General features: G+C 52.9%; 17 protein-coding genes and 2 pseudogenes. 6 read left to right on the top strand and 13 right to left on the bottom strand.

Annotation, left to right across the window (positions count from 1 at the left end):
* Positions 1-11: 11 nt before the first annotated feature.
* Genes GGE09_RS18675 through GGE09_RS18660 form a run of 4 tightly spaced genes read right to left on the bottom strand, consistent with a single transcriptional unit; the run spans position 12 to position 4706 of the window.
* Positions 12-1001 carry an ABC transporter permease gene (locus tag GGE09_RS18675; protein WP_309747704.1) on the bottom strand — a complete coding sequence of 330 codons (990 nt, stop codon included), beginning with the start codon at positions 999-1001 and terminating at the stop codon, positions 12-14.
* Complete coding sequence (locus GGE09_RS18670) at positions 998-2497, bottom strand: sugar ABC transporter ATP-binding protein (RefSeq protein ID WP_309747703.1); 1500 nt, start codon at positions 2495-2497, stop codon at positions 998-1000. Before GGE09_RS18670 ends, GGE09_RS18675 begins: the two co-directional genes overlap by 4 nt.
* Entirely contained in the window at positions 2494-3651 is a 1158-nt protein-coding gene (locus tag GGE09_RS18665; protein ID WP_309747702.1) for a Gfo/Idh/MocA family oxidoreductase, read from the bottom strand. Before GGE09_RS18665 ends, GGE09_RS18670 begins: the two co-directional genes overlap by 4 nt.
* Complete coding sequence (locus tag GGE09_RS18660; protein WP_309747701.1) at positions 3648-4706, bottom strand: sugar phosphate isomerase/epimerase family protein; 1059 nt, start codon at positions 4704-4706, stop codon at positions 3648-3650. The genes GGE09_RS18665 and GGE09_RS18660 overlap by 4 nt, the downstream gene beginning before the upstream one ends.
* Positions 4707-4858: 152 nt before the next feature.
* Between GGE09_RS18660 and GGE09_RS18655 the strand changes: the two genes are divergently transcribed.
* Positions 4859-5866, top strand: a complete 1008-nt coding sequence (locus tag GGE09_RS18655; protein WP_309747699.1) for a LacI family DNA-binding transcriptional regulator — start codon at positions 4859-4861, stop codon at positions 5864-5866.
* 140 nt (positions 5867-6006) lie between these two features.
* Here the strand turns inward: GGE09_RS18655 and GGE09_RS18650 are convergent, their stop codons facing one another.
* The 8 genes and pseudogenes from GGE09_RS18650 to GGE09_RS23455 all read right to left on the bottom strand — a co-directional run.
* A complete protein-coding gene (locus GGE09_RS18650) occupies positions 6007-6822 on the bottom strand; it encodes an alpha/beta hydrolase (protein ID WP_309747698.1) in 816 nt (271 codons plus the stop codon).
* A gap of 12 nt (positions 6823-6834) precedes the next feature.
* Positions 6835-7791, bottom strand: coding sequence for a branched-chain amino acid ABC transporter permease (locus tag GGE09_RS18645; RefSeq protein WP_309747697.1), 957 nt, complete (start codon positions 7789-7791; stop codon positions 6835-6837).
* Positions 7788-8657, bottom strand: coding sequence for a branched-chain amino acid ABC transporter permease (locus tag GGE09_RS18640; RefSeq protein WP_309747696.1), 870 nt, complete (start codon positions 8655-8657; stop codon positions 7788-7790). Before GGE09_RS18640 ends, GGE09_RS18645 begins: the two co-directional genes overlap by 4 nt.
* On the bottom strand, positions 8657-9379 hold the full coding sequence (locus GGE09_RS18635; protein WP_309747695.1) for an ATP-binding cassette domain-containing protein: 723 nt from the start codon (positions 9377-9379) through the stop codon (positions 8657-8659). The genes GGE09_RS18640 and GGE09_RS18635 overlap by 1 nt, the downstream gene beginning before the upstream one ends.
* Positions 9376-10110, bottom strand: a complete 735-nt coding sequence (locus tag GGE09_RS18630) for an ATP-binding cassette domain-containing protein (RefSeq protein WP_309747693.1) — start codon at positions 10108-10110, stop codon at positions 9376-9378. Before GGE09_RS18630 ends, GGE09_RS18635 begins: the two co-directional genes overlap by 4 nt.
* A 6-nt stretch (positions 10111-10116) precedes the next feature.
* Positions 10117-11349, bottom strand: coding sequence for an ABC transporter substrate-binding protein (locus GGE09_RS18625; RefSeq protein WP_309747692.1), 1233 nt, complete (start codon positions 11347-11349; stop codon positions 10117-10119).
* A 39-nt stretch (positions 11350-11388) separates the two neighbouring features.
* Positions 11389-12693: an ArgE/DapE family deacylase gene (locus GGE09_RS18620; protein WP_309747691.1), complete on the bottom strand. Its 1305-nt coding sequence runs from the start codon at positions 12691-12693 to the stop codon at positions 11389-11391.
* A 744-nt stretch (positions 12694-13437) separates the two neighbouring features.
* A pseudogene (locus tag GGE09_RS23455) lies at positions 13438-13647 on the bottom strand (LysR family transcriptional regulator); the annotation flags it as partial.
* 119 nt (positions 13648-13766) lie between these two features.
* Between GGE09_RS23455 and GGE09_RS18615 the strand changes: the two are divergent.
* The 4 genes from GGE09_RS18615 (at position 13767) to repC (ending at position 17888) form a co-directional block, all read left to right on the top strand.
* The gene (locus tag GGE09_RS18615; protein ID WP_309747690.1) at positions 13767-14033 is read left to right on the top strand and encodes a Na+/H+ antiporter NhaA; all 267 of its coding nucleotides are present in this window, start codon (positions 13767-13769) and stop codon (positions 14031-14033) included.
* A 392-nt stretch (positions 14034-14425) separates the two neighbouring features.
* Complete coding sequence (gene repA, locus GGE09_RS18610) at positions 14426-15625, top strand: plasmid partitioning protein RepA (protein WP_309747689.1); 1200 nt, start codon at positions 14426-14428, stop codon at positions 15623-15625.
* Positions 15610-16593, top strand: a complete 984-nt coding sequence (gene repB, locus GGE09_RS18605; RefSeq protein WP_405048569.1) for a plasmid partitioning protein RepB — start codon at positions 15610-15612, stop codon at positions 16591-16593. Before repA ends, repB begins: the two co-directional genes overlap by 16 nt.
* 182 nt (positions 16594-16775) lie before the next feature.
* Positions 16776-17888: a plasmid replication protein RepC gene (gene repC, locus GGE09_RS18600; protein ID WP_309747687.1), complete on the top strand. Its 1113-nt coding sequence runs from the start codon at positions 16776-16778 to the stop codon at positions 17886-17888.
* A 1007-nt stretch (positions 17889-18895) separates the two neighbouring features.
* Here repC and GGE09_RS18595 read toward each other — a convergent pair.
* Positions 18896-19993: pseudogene (locus tag GGE09_RS18595) on the bottom strand (tyrosine-type recombinase/integrase).
* 154 nt (positions 19994-20147) lie between these two features.
* On the opposite strand from GGE09_RS18595, the gene GGE09_RS18590 reads away from it, so the two are divergent.
* Positions 20148-20329, top strand: a 182-nt coding sequence (locus tag GGE09_RS18590) for a DUF1403 family protein (RefSeq protein ID WP_309747686.1), incomplete at its 3' end; no start/stop codon positions are given.

Genomic DNA, 20329 nt, shown 5'->3' with positions numbered 1-20329 from the left:
TGATTACCGCCTCATTTGGCGGACTTGCCTTCCCGCTGCAAAACCACAGCAAGAATAACGATGACGCCTTGAATCGCGCCGTTCAGATACGGCGAGACAATCGAGGCGAGATTAAGAATGTTGTCGATAAGGCTTAGGATCAGCACGCCAATGACCGTGCCCCAGACCCGACCAAAGCCCCCTTTCAGAACCGTGCCGCCGATAATGACGGCCGCGATTGCTTCCAGCTCCCACAAGACGCCCGTTGATCCGGACGCAGAGCCAAGGCGGGGCACATACATGATGGTCGCAAGTCCCACCAGAACCCCCAACAGCACATAGGTGCCCATGCGCAAGCGATCCACTTTGATCGCTGAATATTTCGCAACCTGTTCGTTAGCCCCAAGGGCCGCACAATGGCGCCCGAAAGGGGTGTGACGCATTGCCAGTTCTCCCAGTATGGCGACAATCGCAAATACGATGATCGGCCAGCTGACACCCCAGATTCCGTCATAATAAACCGGGCGATAAAAACTGCGGGCTTCGAAATTAAGCGACAGTGTGCCGCCGTCTGACAGCCATGTAATCAAGCTGCGATAGATGCCCATGGACCCAAGCGTAACGATGAACGCCTCTATTCGGATCTTGGCAATGAGGAACCCATTCATGAAGCCAGCCAAAAAACCGGCCAGCAAGGCCACACCCATACCAGCGACAATCAAAGGCACCCCGACCCCAAGGATCGGAATTAGCGCATTCATCGCAAGGATCATTACACCCGCAACAAAAGCCGCCATGGACCCAACGGACAGATCAATCCCCCCCGCCGTAATGACAAAGGTCATGCCCACAGCAATGATGCCGATAAAGGCCGAACGGGCCAGAACATTGGTCACGTTGCCATACCCCAGAAAGTTCGAATTCAGCGATGCCCCCAGAAGGATCAGTGCCACCAACGCAAGAAGCGGGCCCAGAACATGCAGGTTAAATTTACGCGGCGATGACTTGGCTAATTTGCTCATGCTGTTTCCTTTGTGTCTTCGCCCACGCCCATGGCAAGGCGAAGTATCCTGTCTTCGGTGATGTCCGCACCGCTAAGTTCGCCAGCGATGTGGCCGCGTCCCATGACAATGACCCGCCCCGACAGCCCGATGATTTCCGGCAGTTCAGAAGAAATAACAATCACGCTTTTCCCCTGTGCGGCCAAAGCCGAAATGAATTCGTAAATCTGCTGTTTGGTGCCGATGTCGATGCCGCGTGTCGGTTCGTCGATGATCACGATTTCAGGTTCGGCGAGCATAACTTTTGCCAAAAGCAGCTTTTGCTGGTTTCCCCCAGACAGGCTGCCCGCATTCATTTCGCGGTCTTTGACCCGAATATCGAAATCATCAATGGCTTGGGTCAGGGCGCGATCTTCGGCCTGTTTGTCGATGCGCAGACTGCCAAATCTGTCCAGCGCCAGCAGGGTCAGGTTTTCCGTCAGGTTCTTGCCCAGCAACAACCCTTTGTCTTTCCGGTCCTCGGTCAGATAGACCAGCCCTGCCTTACATGCGGCCAGAACCGATCCCTGTTGTAGCGGGTTTCCCATGACCTTGACGCTGCCCGTCGCTGGGCGCAGACCGACGATGCCTTCCATCAACTCGGTCCGGCCAGCGCCGACAAGGCCCGCAAATCCCAGCACTTCGCCGCGATGTAACCGGAACGACGCATTTTCCATCCGCCCGGGCACCGTGAAATTCTCGACCTCAAGCACCACTTCTTCTTGTGGTTTGGCCTTGGCTGGGAACAGATCGCTCAACTCTCGCCCCACCATCGCAACAGCCATGTCATTTTCGCTGAAACCTTCGGCTGAGCGGGTAACAATATGGCCGCCATCCCGTAAAACCGTCACCAAATCCGCAATCCGCCGGATTTCATCCAGCTTGTGCGAGGTGTAAAGCACCGCGGTTCCCGCATCTCGCAACTGCTCGATCTGGTCCAAAAGCATGTCGGTTTCGCGGTTGGTCAACACGGCGGTCGGCTCGTCCATGATCAACACGCGGGCATTGCGGCCAAGTGCGCGGGCAATTTCCACCATCTGGCGATCCGAAACCGAAAGATCCCCCACACGGGTGCGCGGATCAACATGACAGTCCAGTCGCGCCAGCAAATCACGGGCTTCGTCGCGCATTGCGCTGTGTTTCAGAAACAGGCCACTGCGCTTTTCGCGGCCCAGAAAAATATTTTCTTCGACCGTCAATTGCAGGGCAAGGTTGAACTCTTGATGGATCATCAAAATCCCTGCCGCTTCGGCCTCTTTCTGGCTTTTGAACTGAACCGGAACACCGTCCAGCATCAGTTGACCTTCGCTCGGAGACAGATACCCACCGAGGATTTTCATCATTGTGGATTTGCCGGCCCCGTTTTCCCCGATCAATGCGTGAATCTGTCCTGCGGTCAGATCAAAATCGACCCCGTGCAACACTTCGATAGTCCCGAAACGCTTGATAATACTGCCGGCTTGCAACACAAGCGTCATAGCGTCACCCAAGCCGAATTGGCATTGGAGGACTGAACACAGGCCTGAACAAATCGCATTCCGCTCATGCCATCGGCAAGCGTTGGAAACTGTACGCCTTCCGGCAGCGCGGCCCCTGTGCGATGGGCCCGTATTGCGATTTCCGCTTCACAATACAGATTGGCAAAGGCTTCAAAATACCCCTCGGGATGGCCGGGCGGCACGCGGGTCAGCCGCCGTGCATTTTCCCCTGTCGCGGGGGATGCGGTGGTGATCAATCTGGCAGGTTCGCCAAGGGGGCTCAGGATCAAGCGGTTGGGGTTTTCCTGCGCCCATTCCAATCCCGCTTTGGTCCCAAAGATGCGTATCCGCAGATTGTTTTCCTGACCTGCCGCCACCTGACTGCACCATAACGTGCCGCGCGCGCCGCCAGCAAACCGCAGCATCACATGGGCGTTGTCATCCAATTGCCGGTCCGGCACAAAACTTTGAAGATCCGCAGCCAGCGCTTCGGGCTGCAATCCGGTGATATGGCACAGCAGATGCCAGGCATGTGTGCCGATATCGCTGATGGCACCGCCAATGCCGCTGCGCGCAGGGTCAGTGCGCCATGACGCCTGTTTGTTGTCGGGATCGGGTTTTTGCGACAACCAATCCTGCGCATATTCCACTTGAACCAGTCGAATGTCACCCAAATCGCCCCGCGCAACCCGTTCTGCGGCTTCGCGCACCAACGGATACCCCGCATAGGTATGGGTTAGGATAAACAGCGCGTCAGATTCCTTGACCGCCGCTTGCATTTCTGTGGCATCCGCCATCGTGCCCGTCAAAGGTTTGTCGCAAATCACATGGATACCGCGTTTCAGAAACGCCTGCGCTGCGGGCAGATGCAGATGGTTCGGCGTGACGATTGCCACAGCTTCAATGCCATCGCTCCGCTGTGACTCACGCTCTGCCATTTGGGTAAAATCGTCATAAATGCGGTCTGACTGAAGCCCTATTTCCTGCCCCGAAGCCTGCGCTTTTTGCGGTGTTGATGACAAAGCGCCCGCAACCAGTTCATAGCCGCCATCCAATCGTGCAGCCGTCCGGTGAACCGCCCCGATCATGGCCCCCTGCCCGCCGCCAACCATGCCCAAGCGAATTGGCCCTTCACGGCCCGCGAACCGGCTCATGACACCAGCCCGAGCATCTTGCGGTTGGCAACAGCATCCGCACCACCTGCAGCGAAATCGTCAAACGCATGTGGTGTGACGCGAATGATCTGGTCTTTGATGAATTGCGCGCCTTCCCGCGCGCCGTCTTCGGGATGTTTTATCGCACATTCCCATTCAACCACCGCCCAGCCATCAAACCCCATAACGGCGAGTTTGGAAAAGATCGCACCAAAGTCTACCTGCCCGTCACCGAGACTACGGAAACGCCCCGCGCGGTCCGCCCAAGGCTGATAGCCACCATAAACGCCTTGCCGCCCTGTCGGGTTGAATTCAGCATCTTTGGCATGAAACATCCCGATCCGGTCGGCGTAAATATCCAGATTATCAATGTAATCAAGGCATTGCAAAACGTAGTGGCTGGGATCGTAAAGCATCTTGGCGCGTGGGTGCTGGTTTACGCGATCAAGGAACATTTCGAATGTCACGCCGTCATGCAGGTCTTCGCCGGGGTGAATTTCATAACACAGGTTAACGCCCTGTGACTCTGCCATATCCAACAGGGGACGCCAGCGTTTGGCCAATTCATCGAATGCCATTTCCACCAAACCCGCAGGGCGCTGTGGCCAAGGGTAGATATAGGGCCAGGCCAAAGAGCCGGAAAATGTACCTACATTCGACAAGCCCAAATTGCGCGAAGCCAGAATGGTCTTTTCGACCTGCTTGACGGCCCAAGCCTGCCGTTCTTTTGGATTGCCCCGCACCGAAGGTTGGGCAAAACCGTCAAACGCCAGATCATAGGCAGGATGCACCGCAACCAGTTGCCCCTGCATGTGACAGGAAAGTTCGGTTACCGTGATGCCCGACTCTGCCGCCTGCCCGATCCATTCGTCGCAGTAATCCTTGCTTGTCGCGGCAGCTTCAAGATCAATCAGTCGCGCATCCCAGCTGGGCACCTGCACACCAAGATAGCCGCAATCCGCCGCCCATTTGCAAATCCCCTGCCAACTGTCAAACGGCGCTGTATCACCGGCAAATTGTGCCAAAAACAGGGCTGGCCCCTTGATGGTCTTCATACTGTCTCCCCTCCTCACCTCTTGCGAGGCACAATCGAAAGTATCGATTTCCGCTAAGCTGGCATTCTTTGTAAACGTTTACAAGAATTTTTTGCAATCGTTTACAAAGAATATCAGCCGAACTATAATGACCCCGGAAAAGAGGGCGTTGTATGGACAAAAAAATTGCGACGATCCAAGATGTTGCGCGGGCGGCGGGGGTTTCTATCGCAACCGTCAGCAGAACCCTGTCAAAGCCTTCGGTGGTATCAAAAGCAACGCAAACATCGGTTTTACAGGCCGTTGCTGACACAGGATACCGGATAAATACCACTGCTTCGAATCTGCGGCGGCAGCGAACAGGCAGTGTCATTGCACTGGTTCCGAACTTGGCCAACCCGTTCTTTTCACAAATTCTGGCTGGCCTGTCTTCGGTGCTTACCGAAGTCGGCTTTGGTCTTTTGATCGCCGACACCCAAAGCGGCACAGACCCCGACGAAAGATTGGCCCATTACCTTGCTTCGGGAATGGCAGACGGATTGATCCTATTTGACGGAACCCTGTCACAAGCTGTGCTGGAACGGCCAAGACGCCTTCCGGTTATTATGGCCTGTGAATGGATGCCTGGCTCGCTGCCCTCGATCACTGCCGACAACCGCGCAGGAGCTGTAATGGCGGTCGATCATCTGGTCGCATTCGGCCATCGCACAATCGGCTATATCGCTGGCCCCGTCGGAAATGTACTTAATATTGCCCGTCAGGAAGCCTTTGTAGAAAGCCTGACAAAGCATTCACTACGCGTGCAGCCCGACTGGATTTTTGAAGGTGATTTCAGCATGGATGCGGGCGCTGCCGCTGCCCGTCGCTGGATGGCCATGACGAACAAACCAACCGCGCTGTTCTGCGCATCGGATGAAATGGCAGTCGGGTTTATTGGTGAAGTGCAGCATTTGGGGGCGAAAGTGCCCGACGATGTTTCTGTCGTTGGTTTTGATAATATTGAGGTGGGCCAACACATAACCCCAGCCCTTACAACAATCCGGCAACCTCGGAACAGGATCGGCAAACGCGCCGCCCAATTGCTGCTTGATATGATTTCGGCTTCAAGCACCAACGGTCCCTCCGAAGTGGTTGACATTGAGTTCATCTCTCGCGCCAGCGTCGCCCACCCTGCATCTTAGCCAGACGCAATCAGCCTTTGGGCCGAATACACCGCTGAAACAATGGCCCGAAAGGGGTGCGTTTCTTGGTCTTGTCTTGAAAAGCACTCTGACAAAACCCGACCTGCTTTTGATCCGTGTCGTTAGTGTGGCGACACGGATCAAAGCGAAGTTAAAAAGCGGCGTAAGAACGGATCGAATAGATCAGGAGCTTCCCAGAAAGGAGCATGCCCAATCCCGTCTAGGCGGTAAACCGTGTTTTCCCAAAGTTTTTTGTAAGGCAATGCGGCAATAAAATCGTTCCGCACAAAGACGTCATCTTCTCCATTCACAATTGCAAGCGGAACGGGGCTGTGAACAGCTATATCCTGTTGGTCCGCTGTTTGCGCGTCGGTGATCCGCCCGAACATCAACTCGCGCGCGCGTCCGTCGGTTCGTTTAACGCAATCAACCAGGAAGGGCTCGAATGGGGCATTCGCTCCACAGGTCGAATGTGCATAGTCCAATACATCCTGTTGCGTGAAACTGTTCTGGCCAGCAAGATGCATATGTTCGCTGGGCCGGAAGCCGGCTTCAACAGATTCTTGTGTTTTTTCAAATGGCGGTGATCCCGTAATCATCAAGCCCGAAATCTTGTCCGTTCTTGACAACATCTCTATTCCAATATGCCCGCCAAGGGACCAGCCAAGCACTGCATATCTGTCAATTCCGAGTTTTTCCATGAGCTCGATAGCCGTGTCTGCATAACCAGGCATCCAGTAGGTTTTTTCGGGATCTACCGCATCCGTGCTTTCGCCATGACCTGGAAGATCAAAAGCTATGACGCGAAACTCTTGGCCGATTGCGCCATCCAGTTGGTTGCGGAACACCTGCCGACAGGAGGAGTTACCATGAATCATAAGCACAATTGGACCATCTGCTTCAGTATCAGTTACCTTAATAGACCCATGTGATGTTTCAATTAGGTGAGTTTTCATTGGACTACTCCTTCAGGTGTTATTTTGCCGTTTGGAAAGGCGTGAGAAAATAGAAATGGCGCCTCCCGGGGCTAAACGCAGGACAAAAATCATAGCCAGAGCGACGATGATAAAGCGGGCTTCTTCGAAACCGCGCATGCCCGCCATAGCCTCTGTGGCAAAGGTCAGTGCGAGAGCGGCGAAGACAGGTCCAAGAATCGAGCCTGCACCACCGATTAACACCATCGACAGGATCAGCGTTCCAAGCGAAAAGCCAAAGACTTCTGGTGAAGCAACCCGCAGGTAGATGGCATAAAAGCCGCCTGCAACCCCCGTAAAGACAGCAGAAGCCACAAGGACGAGCACCCGTTGTCGTGCAACTGAAATGCCGCGGGACATTGCATATTCCGGATTATCACGGACGGCGCGCAAAGAGCGCCCGAACGACGATTTTGCCGCAAACAATAATACGATGACGGATACAGTCAGCATGGCCAAACTTACGTAGTAGTACCCCAGCTTGTAGTCACGGATGAAGCTGTAGCTCCCCAGTTTCAGATAGGGCAGCCGAACCAGACCTTCGGCCCCCCCCGTTAAATCACCCTGACTGAGAACAATTTGCATACACAGTTGCCCGAAGGCGAAGGTGACAAGCACAACATAAATTCCTTTAAGTCGCGCAACAGGTAGAGAGATCAATAATGCTGAAACCGCTGCTGTAATCCCGCCTGCGAAGATTGCCAGCCACGGGGACATGTCCAAATGGCTGGTAAGCATGGCCGCTGTGTATACGCCGATCCCGAAGAATGCGAGGTGACCAAAGTTAAAGAGCCCCCCAAATCCGAGGCTCAGGTCCCAATTTGCTGCAATGGTGGCGTAAATGAAGGCGATGATGAAGACATGTCGCGTGTAGCTGTCCGTGACGACGAGAGGAGCGAGAGCCAAAATAACAAGCGCGGCAAGCCCGCAAAGACGTTGTTTTTTAGTCATGCCGATTTCCCAAATAAGCCGTTAGGCCGGAAGATAAGAATAAAGATAAGCGCCACAAAAAGCACTGACGGCGTCCAGTAAAGACCGAGCCATAGCACGAGAAGTGCCTCGCAAAATCCGATCACATAGGCCGCGCCCGCCGTAGCGCCGAGGCTGCCCAGACCGCCAAAGATTACAACAATCATCGCATTCGTAAGTGGGTCTGCCCCAAGACCGGGCGTCACAAATCGAATGGACCCCAGTAAAATCCCTATCAAACCAGCCAGTCCGGCAGAAAGCGCGAATGCAATTGAAAAGGTGCGTGGAACGTCAATCCCGATAAGTGCGGCACTGTCTTGGTTCTGACCAACCGCACGTAGGGAACGACCGGTTCTCGTCCGGCTAGTGTACCACCAGAGCGCGAGGAGGACGAGCGGCGCTAGGATGATAATGAATGCTTCATGGGCTGAAACTGGTGCTCCGAAGATACTGACCTGCCCTTCCATTACGCGGGGAAGCTGTTTCAGTCGCGGTCCCCAGATCATGGAGATACCGCGCTCAATAACAGTCGAGGCCGCAAGAGTGGTCATCACAGTAATCAGCATCATATTCCGGTTTTCGTAAAACGGCCGCACAAGCAGCCATTCAATCAGGACCCCCGCAATCACAGCAGCACCGATCCCCGCAACGATCCCAACCGCAAACCCCAAGCCCAAAGGTTCGGTCACCGTCCAAGCGACATAGGCACCAAGTGTCATAAGTGCCCCATGGGCAAAGTTGAAAACGCCAAGAGTGGACCAGATGAGCGAAAGACCAGCGGCCATGAGCGCATAAAGCGAGCCAAGCAGTAACCCCGAAACTAGGGTCGGTATCAAAACACCATCCATCAATGCGCACCTTCGCCAAAATACATATCCATGATCTCCTGATGATCGGGCGCATTGGCCTTATCTATTTCATTGGTCACTTCGCCCTGCTCGATGAGGTAAAGCCGACTGGACAGCGAGAGAAGAAATTCAACGTCCTGTTCCACAACGATAAGCGGAATTCCCTTTTCAGCGATGGATGCGATGGCATCTCGAAGTTCACCTTTAAGACGGGGAGAAAGACCCAAAGTAGGCTCGTCCAATATAAGCAATCGAGGATTGCACATCATGGCGCAGCCAATTGACAGCATCTGCCGCTCTCCACCCGAAAGCGTCTTGGCTTGCTGACGCCGCCGTTCGGCAAGGCGCGGGAATAAGGTATGAACTTCTATCAATCGATCCTTCCAACCCTCACGGGCACGCGGGTTGAAAGCAGAAAGTTCAAGGGTCTCTTCGACGCCCATATCTCCGAACATTGTATTGCCCTGTTGGGCATGGACAACGCCAGCAGCAACGATAGCCGACGGCTTTGCCCCGGTAATATCCTTCCCGTCAAACATGATCCGGCCTTCGGTCGGCCGCAATAGTCCCGATACCGCACGCAACAAGGTTGTTTTCCCGTGGCCATTGGGGCCGAACAGACCGATTGGTTCACCTGCGTCTAGATGGATGTCGATGCCGTGAAGAACTGGCATGGCACCGTACCCGACCTTTAAGCCACTTACGTCCAAGAGCCGGGTCATACCGTTGCTCCCCCTAGATAGGCTTCCACAACACGCTCGTCACGGATCACGGTTTGTGGGTCGCCCTCTGTCAGAATAGCACCTTGGTTTAATACAAGCAGACGTTGGCTTACCGAAAGCAACAAGCCGAGAACGTGCTCAATAATAAGAATCGTAACGCCCGTCGCGTTTACCTTGAAAAGCAGCTTATCCAGTTCAGAGATTTCCGGGCGTGTTAGCCCTGAAGCGGGCTCGTCAAGCATGAGAATACTCGGGGAGGACACAAGTGCAGAAGCAATCATAAGCTGCTTTTTACCATAGACTGATAAACCAGCTGTCTCTGCATCACGACGGGAGGGAGCAAACTCTACAAGATCTAAGGCATTCTCGCAGGCCACCGTCATCTCGTTGCCACGAAGGTTCGCACCGTAATGAGCCCCAAGAGAGACCGTTTCCCTTGCAGACAAGTCCGGAAATTCGGCATCTTTCTGGAATGTTCGGGCCAGCCCATGCCGAAAAATCTGATGCGGGCGCATGCCGTCAATTCGACGGCCCTCAAATTTGATATCCCCTTTAGACGGCCCAAAGGGGATACCAGTAATACAATTAAACAGTGTCGATTTGCCAGACCCGTTGGGCCCTGCCACTCCGAAGATTTCACCTCGGGCCACTTGAAAACTAACGTCATTAACAGCCGCTAAGCCACCAAAAGTCTTTGTGACATTAGAAATATCTAGGATAGGGTCTGGCACAGTCACTTACTCCATCCACGGTGGCGTCATGAATTCACCGTTAGAGTAGGATTCAGGTGCAAACAGAACACGCGCTCCATCTTGGATCTGATAGAACTGAAGCGGAATGTTGTTGTCGCCCTGCACCGCAAGGTGCGTTTTCGGGTCGAATTCAAGCAGGCCAGCCGAAGTCTGCTTGCTTGCCGAACCGATATAGTTACCAATCTCAATACGCTTTTCAGGATCGCCTACGGATTTAAGGGCGTCTGCATAAAGCATGACTTCTTCGTAAAGCATCGGACCATAAGTCCCCGGCTCGTTTCCGTAAGCCGCAACATAGGCCGACGTAACGGATGCAGCCCGTTCTGAAGCACTGCCTGGAAGCACGCCGCCAAGGAGATTGTAAAGTACGCCAGTGCTTTTATCTTTGGTCAGCTCAAGGAATTCAGGCACAGACGGCGCATACTGAATGAAGACCAGACTGTTGGTTGGTTGCTCCATAAACTGAGACATAAAGGCTGCGGCGTTTCCTGAAAGATAGTCGGTGTTGATGACCACCGCAGGCGGGTTTTGCCGCACTTTGGCCAAGAAGCCACGCCAGTCCCCAACTTCGCCAAAGGGGACCAAGTCATTGACTGTTATTTCCCAGCCTGCACTTCCAAAGCTTTCGACAAGGCCGTCAGCGATTGTTTTGGAATAAGGATTATCCGATGAGACGATTGCAATGGTCTTGCTGTCTACGGGAAGCGCGCCACTCTCGCTCAGACCTTCAATCACAGGAAGAACGCCTGTATTGTAGGCATCAAAGGACGGTGTAAAAGACCAGACAGTTGGAAACGCGTCAGGGTCTTCTGAAATTATGTCGCGTGTTTGCGACGAATTCGCGGAGACAAGGTAAATCATCTCCATCTCTGACATCATTTCTATTTCAAAATTGGACCCGGACGCATATCCGGTAACAATTGCGCCCATTTCGCGATCACCCAAAAGCCGCTCGGCGGCTGTGGCTACGGCAGCGGCGGATTGATCCGCCGCGTCGCCCACGACAATTTCAAAAGAGTATCCGGCAATGCCGCCCGCCGCGTTCAACTCGTCAACAGCGAGCTGTGCCCCATTGACCATTTCTTGACCGTCCGCAGCGGCAGGGCCCGATACCGGGGCCAGAACACCAATCTTTACAGTTTTATCTTGGGCGAATGCAGGTAGGCTTAGCGTTAGCGCAATTGCACTACTGGCTATAAGGTTTCTACGGGTAAGCATTGTCAGTCTCCTTGTTGTGTTTTTTGTGTTTTCTTGGTTTTAACGCGTGCCGCAAATGTCGAGAATTGCTGCAGCAATTACTTTGGTCGTTCTATGAAGTGAGGCGAGATCAACGTATTCGTTATCACCATGAAACCCGTCACCCGACGGGCCGTAAATGCAGGCATCAACACCCGCGCCCGCGTAATGTGCAGCGTCGGTAACGGCGTCAAATCCGCGTATTTCCGGCGCCTCTCCAAGCGCGGTGTGATGGCTTACAAGGGATTGTACCAACGGATGATCAACGGGTGTGTCCATAGGCGGGAAATGCAACCCGCCAAGTTCCCACAGGACTTCTGGCGGGTTGTCACGAGTCCACGGATCCAGTTCCGAGAATGCTTTCACAAAGGCTTCAAAATCCGCCCTTACCTTGGCTGATGACTCGTTGGGCAAGAACTTGAGATCCAGATCTAGGGTCACTCTGTCCGGCGTCATGGCCGGGTTTGTGCGGATCAACGGCAGACCATCTTCGCCAATTCCCACTCCGCCGTGAATAACACCAGGATTGATCGTTGAGAGACCCGGCGGGCACAAAGGATGGTAGTTGGTGCGGCACCGCGAAGCCTCAAACTCTTTCAAAGCACAAAGAAAACGCGTTGCAATCTCGATGGCATTAATTGCTGGTGTCAGGCGCCCGGGCACATCCGGCTGCGGAAAAATGTCGTTATAGCGCATTCCCGCGTGGCCAGAGCGCCCCTTGAGCGTCACACGCACCCATTCAAGCCCACCTTCAGCCGGAACCACTTTATCCCACGTCGGTTCGGCTATGATCGCACTCTTGGCAAGATGCCCTTTGGCAACGGCATCCATAGCGCCAAAACCGCCCGCCTCTTCATCCACAACTGCATGAACGGAAAGCCTGCCGTCAAGTTCGATGCCAGCAGCCATAATTGCTTCCACCGCCGCAATACATGCCGCAAGCCCGGCTTTCATGTCTACGCTTCCGCGCCCGTACAATCGCCCGTTGGCAATCTCTGCACCAAAGGGGTCAACCGTCCAGTTCGCCCGATTGCCAACGGGAACAGTGTCGATATGACCGCATAGAATGAGGCTCTTGTCCTCATTGCCAGGCAAAGTTCCGATGACGTTGGGCCGTTTTGGAAAAACCTCCCAGCTTTCGGTTTCATACCCGCTGGTTTTCAAGCGATCCTTCACAAGGTCTGCAACTAGGGTTTCATTGTTAATTCCTTGTTGTTCTTCGAACTTTGGATTTACGGAAGCAATCCGCACCATTTCCTGCGTTAACGCGGTGACACGCTCGGAATTCGTGTCAATTTCATCCCAAACCTTTTGATGCGTGGTCATGTTTTGACTCCTTCAAATTTCTATCAGATGAGCGGTGGTGTTCTGAAAACTACAGCTTTTGATTGCTGCGATCGCCCTTTGTTCGGGGAAAAGTTGGCCGCTTGGGTTTCTGAATCTTTGGTAAACATCATGGGTTTCAGCATTGATAGATTAGTTTCAAAGTCAACTCATTTTTAGAAATTGACTAATAGCATTCACAAAACTGGGCTGTTTTCTACAAGGGTGTCAAAAAATTAAGCACCCAATAAAAACCTTTGCCTTAGCCGGACACAGGTTCACTATGGTTCCGTCGCAGTTTCGTTCCATCTGGACGACGAGACATCATTGCCGATGCTCCATCTCCTCCCAAGGATGGATACCTTGCATCCATCTTTTCAAAATTCGACCTATTGTGATTTTGAAGGTCAGCCCTGTTCCTGACCAAAAATCTGACGGACTTCGCTTCAAAGAACATCAGCCTGAACCTCGCTGCCCGCGCGTGGCTGCGGCCGTTGGGGCTGGATAAGCGCGACACTGCGGAAAACTGCGGGATCATCCAGATCAAACCGCCTGACATCTAACCCGCGGCTGGCCTCGGTCCCGGCATAGGTACTTGGCAGGATCGCAATACCAGCCCCGATTGCAGCCTTAAGTCGGATTGCATCAAGACTGGTGTCTTCATATTCATCCGAAACCCGTCCACCCCCACTTGCTGACTAACCTGAAACAGCCGATGCCCTGCCCTCGCGCTGCTTCGTGCAGGTCCTAAAGCTCTTGTAAAATCCGGCGCGAATGCCACACAATCTCTTGACCAACAGGCGTGATTTTTGCGCCTGTGCGGCCACGCAGAAACAAGGTCGTGCCCAGATCATGCACTACCTCTACCAGTCGGGCTGAAACACTGGGTTGGCTTACATTTAGCTTTGCACCAGCAAGACTGACCTGTCCTGTTTCGGCAATCGCTACAAAATATTCAAGCTTACGTAGTGTTGGGTGTTCATAGGATCATCCTATGCAAAATCAAAGCTCATATATTTGATAGTATATCTGTTTCAATCCATATCGCGGGAAAACACCGCATCAACGGAGTGCTTATGGAAAAGACGATTTCGCACATTCAGGGCTTTTTAAAACTCAAAGCAAGCGCGGGCCTGATCTTGATGGCGATCTTCTTCTTTCTTGTCGGGTTTGAAATCAAACGCGAGATCTTAAAAGGAGAATTATCCAGTTTTGATATGGTGATTTTGCCGGTACTCTCCGCAATCGGCGATATGGTGGTTCTGGCAATGGTCTGTGTCGCGCTGAACTGCGGAGCACCTGAAAATCCGAACGGCTGGGCTTTGCCCTGGCGGTCGCGCTAAACTGGATGGGGGTATTGCGATGCCGGTGGGTGGAACCGCCTTTCACAAGCGTCCCCCCCCCCTTGCCGAAAAAAACTCTCAACCAATAGACTGTGACGTCCTTCGATTCGAGAAAACACCCCCATATGTCGGCTGTGAACCAACCTAGGCTACATCATATATGCGCTTGCCTCGACCGGAATTTTATTTTTTTCTATATATTTCAACAATTTAAACAGTGTCCCTACAGTTATGCACACTTAGCCTGTGGATAACTTTACTCCAACATGTAAAAATTTCTTGTCGAATGCGCGCTTTCATGGCATTTGTCATTCTGACGATAAATGGCGTCAGAGGGGTAATCTGTCGTCAGAACAAACAAGAGCCCTAAGGGCCAAGAGAGGCGGCAGAATATGGATGACCATAGCCTAGATATTGAACGCGGTATAGGTTCCGATGATATCGGGCGGTTTGCCGACAGTTTGGCGGAATCTTTGGATCGTCAGATGCGCATTGCGTTTGAACCAGAGGAGCGCAAGCATCTTCGCAAGTTCAGCTCAACCGAGGTTGCTGAAATCCTGCGTGTCAGCACTTCAAATCTGCGCAACCGTCACAAAGACGGCAGTTTCCCCGAAGTTCACACCGACAAGCGGGGCCATCGTTTCTACAGCTCTGAAGATGTTGACTTGATGCGCGATATTCTAAGCCGCACCGGAAAAAATGCCGAAAGCTATAAGCCCGGCAGGCGGGACGGCGACCGGCTTCAGGTTATTTCAGTGGTGAATTTCAAGGGGGGATCTTCCAAAACCACAGCAACCATCCACCTTGCCCAACGCTATGCGCTGCGAGGCTACCGCGTACTGGTGTTGGATTTGGACCCCCAAGCCAGTCTGACAACGTTTTTTGGGTTCCGACCGGAACTGGAATTTGCTGATGGAGGCACAATTTACGACGCCCTGCGATACGAAGATCAACGCCCCCTATCAAGCGTCATAAAAAAAACCTACTTCAACAAACTCGATATGGTTCCCGCGGGACTTATGCTTTCCGAGTACGAAACAGAGACCGCAAACGCTTTGGCAAGCAGGGTTCAACCGATCTTTGCCGAACGTCTTGCCTTGGCCTTGGAGGAGGTCGAAGCCGACTACGATATCGTCCTGATCGACTGCCCGCCGCAACTGGGGTTCATCACGCTTACCGCTTTGGCGGCCTCGACGGGGCTATTGGTGACCGTGGTGCCGGGAATGCTCGACATTGCCTCTATGAGCCAGTTTTTGAAACTTGCGTCAGAAACGGTGAAAGCGGTGGAGGAGGCCATTGGGCGGCGGGTCAGCTGGGATTTTGTAAAGTTTCTGATAACGCGCTACGAGCCCTCGGACGGGCCACAAACCCAAATGGCGGGGTATCTTCGCTCGATTCTGGTGAACCAAGTGATGACCGAGCCGATGCTGAAATCCACCGCAATTTCCGATGCGGGTATGACCCAACAAACCCTTTACGAAGTTGACCCCAGTCAATTGATCCGCAAGACGCTGGATCGCGCGTTAAACAGCATGAACGCTGTAGCAGATGAATTGGAACAGACCGTCCAACTGGCTTGGGGGCGGCGCTGATGGGACGCAATATTTTCAATCAACCGCCAAAAGACACCAAACCGTCAGAGTCCCCTGCCCTATCGGCTGTAAAGCCAGCGAAACTTCCGGGGTCTGTCGGCGGTCTGCGCGACAGCCTGCGCGAGATTACGGCGAATTCTATTCGCGATATCGAACCGGACCGAATCGACATGGACGGCCTTCGGGACCGGCTTGTTCTAGAAGACAGCAGCATCGACGAATTGGCCGAAAGCATCCGCAAACATGGGCAACAAGTGCCCATTATGGTGCGCCCGTCCGATCAACCTGACCGATATCGCATTGTCTATGGCCGCAGACGTCTGGCCGCAGTGCGCAAGATTGGTGGCACCATAAAGGCCATTGTCAGAACGCTGGACGATGACGCATCACTGATTGCCCAAGGGCAGGAAAACAACCTAAGGTTGGACCCATCCTTTATTGAAAAAGCGCTGTTTATCCGCGAAATGCAGGCGGCTAACTACAAGCCTGCGGTTATTCAGGATGCGCTTGGGTTGACGCGGCAGGGTGTATCAAACCACCGTGTCATCATCGATCAAATGCCGGATGAGGTCATTCAGCTGATTGGACCCGCCCATGGCATTGGACGTCGACAATGGGGTGAACTGGCAGGGATGGCTGACAAAACCCCCCTGCCCGACCTTGCACGACGAACTCTATCGGACCAATCTGAACCGCTAGTCAGCCACGAGAGGTTTAAGGCAGTTCTTGCCGCCGCACAGAAATCCTTGCGCGCAGCCCCAAAGGCCAGCATAGGCGGTGGACAAGGCCTCTTGAAGGGCACAGACGGTAAAACACTTGGTCTGTTAAGTCATGACAGCCGGACAGTTGCGCTGAAAGTCACACGAAAAGAACACCCGGAATTCGGTCAGTGGATTGAAGAGAACGCAGAGACAGTGCTTCGTTCGGTCTTTGAACGCTGGCAGAATGAGAACGGCAGCGGATCCTAAAACCGCCCGTAAACATCAACGTAACCAGAGGAGAGCAACGAAGGCAAAAAGAAAAGAGCCCCCTAAAGTTTCCCCTAGAGAGCCCTCATCGTCTGATTAGCATCTTAGATGTAGCAATCTCACCAGCAATCGTCAAGAGTCACCATCTCGGTGGACCTGTTTTTGCGACCTTTTTCTGCCAAATGTGTGGAAAGGGATTCTTAAAGTGTGGCCAAAACGCCCTCGTCCACAGTATTATGACTTTCAGAAAAGCGGCACTACAGGCTTATCCGCCCCAAACGTCCTCTCAAAAATCGCAAACCGTCGCCACCAGCGATATTTGGGAAATCTTCCGTGCTTTGCGGGATGCGCACCAGTACTATGGTCTTCGCGCAGGGCAATTACAAACCCTTCAGGCGATGCTAAGTGTCTTAAAACCCGGACAAGGCAATACCGTCTTTGCCTCAAACACAGAACTTTGTCGCCGTGTCGGCGGCATCGATGAACGCACCCTGCGCAGGCACATTGAACGCTTTGTTAAGCTTGGCTTCGTCCAGCGGCACAACAGCCCTAACAACAAGCGATATAGGCTCAAATCCTCCGAGGGCGCATCACTAAGCTTCGGCTTGTCTTTGACGCCTTTCTTTGAAAGAGCTGAAGAAATTATCGAGATCGCAAAACAGATCCAGCAGGATCGACGAGATAGGTTGTTTCTGCGCAAGAAGATACTGACCCAACTGGCACGGCTCGACGAAGCCCGAGGCGAACATGAATATACAATCGGGCTGCGAAAAATCCTACGTAGGAAGCTAACTTTGGCAGAATATCACGATCTTTGGACAGAAATTGAAGGTACGGTAACACAGATGTCTACCGCGGTGGACATAGTAGAAACAGCCGTTTTGCCCGCCAACGACGGGCAAAACGCCCGCCAATTATCTAAGTCTAAAAAAGAAAGTATAGATAGAGAAAGAAACTCCAGTGAGAAAAAGCCGAGCATTCCATTAATAAAATCAGTTTGCAAGGAAGCCTGCTCATTCTCCCAAAAGCCTATCAATACTTGGGAAGACGTTGAAGCACATGCTAGAACTCTTGCACCCATGATGGGCATAAACTCTGAAAGCTTTCAAAACAGGATAGAAAAAATAGGTGCGTGGAAAGCATCGGCTGCGATATTTATTCTATTGCAAATGGGACATCGGATTAAAAACTTTGCCGCATATTTCTCAGCGATCACAAGTGAAGCAAAGGTTATGAACTTCAAACCCCACCGACTGCTTAACAAATTAAACCAGGATCAGTTGAGAGCTCTATGAGCCTGTCCACCGCGGTGGACAGTACCTATACATGTCTTCATGAAAAGGCTTATCTGCTGTTCGTTCCCAATAAGCATTCTTAACTGGCTGGAAAAATCTCACCTGCGGTCTCGCGAAGTTATAGATATTAGTTGAGCTGGTGCCCTTAAAAGATCAGGCCTCGCACCCTTCCCAAGATAACGTCTGAACTGAAGAGTTGATTAATTTCGAAGACACCCATGAACCTATACACCGTGTATTTCTATGTTGGCTTTCCCGTTTACCATCGCAGCATTGAAAACCTCCTAACAGAAAGCGGTGTTTACTTAAATCATGCAACACCCAGCAGCTTGGTAGGAAAATACTCAGGTTTTGTTCTTAAGGAATGTATCGCCAGAAAGCCTCCGTAGGTCGTTCTGGGTGAATAAATGAAGCCGATGACACAGTAGCACGCAGCAGGTCATACTTGCACCATACTAATGAAACGAAGGGAAGAAACATAATTTCACGATGTCTAAGCACCGCCGCGAAACAGCAGAGACAGCTCTTTTCGCGAAAATGATCAGCAAAAATGAGCACGGCTAAACACAATAGCTGTAGACGTGCTTCGATCCAACGCAACACATTTGTTCAATCTGCTCTGTAGCCGGTGATGACTGTTTAAAGTACGACGAACCAGATATCTTAAAACTAGCCCGCCAGGATGAACTTATTTGCCCGAGAGCAAACAGCATTAAGCTGGATCATCCTCTTATCAATAAATTTCCCGACCGATACAGACTTTCAACGCGCTGGATAGATGCGTCCGCTAGCACAACAAAAATTGCGGATATGTGGTCTGCTGAGCGCGCACGTGGAAATTGCGCGCTTTCGATTTGATTTTCACCATCGGTTCGAATCCATGTCTATGGGCTACACGTTGTCATATTCGAGAATATCGAGATAGGAATTACCGTAATACTTGTTCTGCACCGAGGGAGTGATATCCTCGTCTTTCTTGGCGAAGTAAGGAGGCAACTAAGCTGTCTTCATGGGCCCGCGGCCTTCGTCAAATTCATATGGAACCGATCCCGTCGGTGCTGGTAGCGGCAGGTCACTTCGGCGGAGGTGTGGCCCAGTTGTTTTTAAACGCAACCTACGTCGACCTCTGCACTGCTGGCCAGACCTGCGCGGAGAGAATGGCCAGAGAACATGGCGAGGCGTTCTTTTTCCGGTAGGTCCGCCCGAATGCCGGCATCGCGTACGGTCTGCCTGATCAGTCTGGCCACATGTCTGTCGCTCAACCAGTTTTCAAGGGCACGGACCCCGTCACGAGAGATTCGCACAAACACAGGCCCAAAGGTGATCTTGGCAAAGTGCAGCCATTGTTCCAGCGCATGCACGGGGCAGGTTTGATCCGAAGAGCCGTGCCCGATTTCAACTTCGCGCCATCCGGTTTTGGCATTGAGCGTGAGCAGGGCGCCATCCTCCATAATTTCACTCCAACCGCCGGACTCCGGTGTGTCATCCTAATGGACATCAAGGCTGACGATCTCGGAGCGGCGCAGGCCCCCAGCGTATCCAGGCAGCAGCATGGCCCGATCCCGCAGCCCCCGCAGATCATAGGGCAGGGTGGCGACCATCGCCAGAATATCGCCGCGCTGGATGGCTTCTTTATGCACGGGCGGGCGAGTATGTTTCCGCTTGATACCCGCCAGAACTGTCGCGATGTGCCGGTCCTGACGATCCAGGGTGAAGCCGCGTTGCTGGTAATGCCAGACAATGCCGGAGATGCGCCGTTCAATGGTCGTGACTGTGAGTGTTTGTGCTGTGTCAACGGGCGCAGCCAAATCTGCCAGATAGAGTCCAATCATCTAGGGGGAGGGGGGCAGGGGATCCCTGTCCTTGATCCGGCACCAGCGGCTAAAATGCTTCCAGTCGGCGGCATAGGCCTTGTTGGTGTTGTCCGCCGTTGAGGCCTGAGCATAATCACGGGCGGTGCTGACCAGCCGATCAAGAGTGCCTGACCCCGCAACATGGGAGGGCAGGGCGAGCCTCTGGCCTTCTTCATGACCCTTCACATCTCCCCAAGCGATGCTTGATACATCTGAGTTTGATGAAATCTGCTGTTCGTCTTCTGAGGTCATTGTTCGGTGAATCCAGTAGTGAAGTCGAGTTTGTTGAGCATAGTACCTGATGTCCGATAAGGCAACCTTATTGGACATATTGGTGAACGACAAAGTGGGGCGGTTACACTGCAATTCTCTGGTGAAAAGCGCCGTCGCTAGATAACGTCGCGAGATGACACCCGCCCGCGACAGCCTCATCGACGATGCAGATAAAATACCCCGGATGCCGTTTTGGGTCACCTCAGTCTGTGCAGAAACCCCCGAAGATGTGGCGTTTATGTCAGGCGCGGCCCTTTCGAACCTGCATCTTGTGCTGGGACGCAGCGAAGTCCCCCATGCCTTGTGTCGCGTAGC

This window comes from Roseobacter sp. N2S (assembly GCF_031454055.1).
Lineage (GTDB): Bacteria > Pseudomonadota > Alphaproteobacteria > Rhodobacterales > Rhodobacteraceae > Amylibacter.
This window is presented reverse-complemented; position numbering and strand designations above follow the sequence as displayed.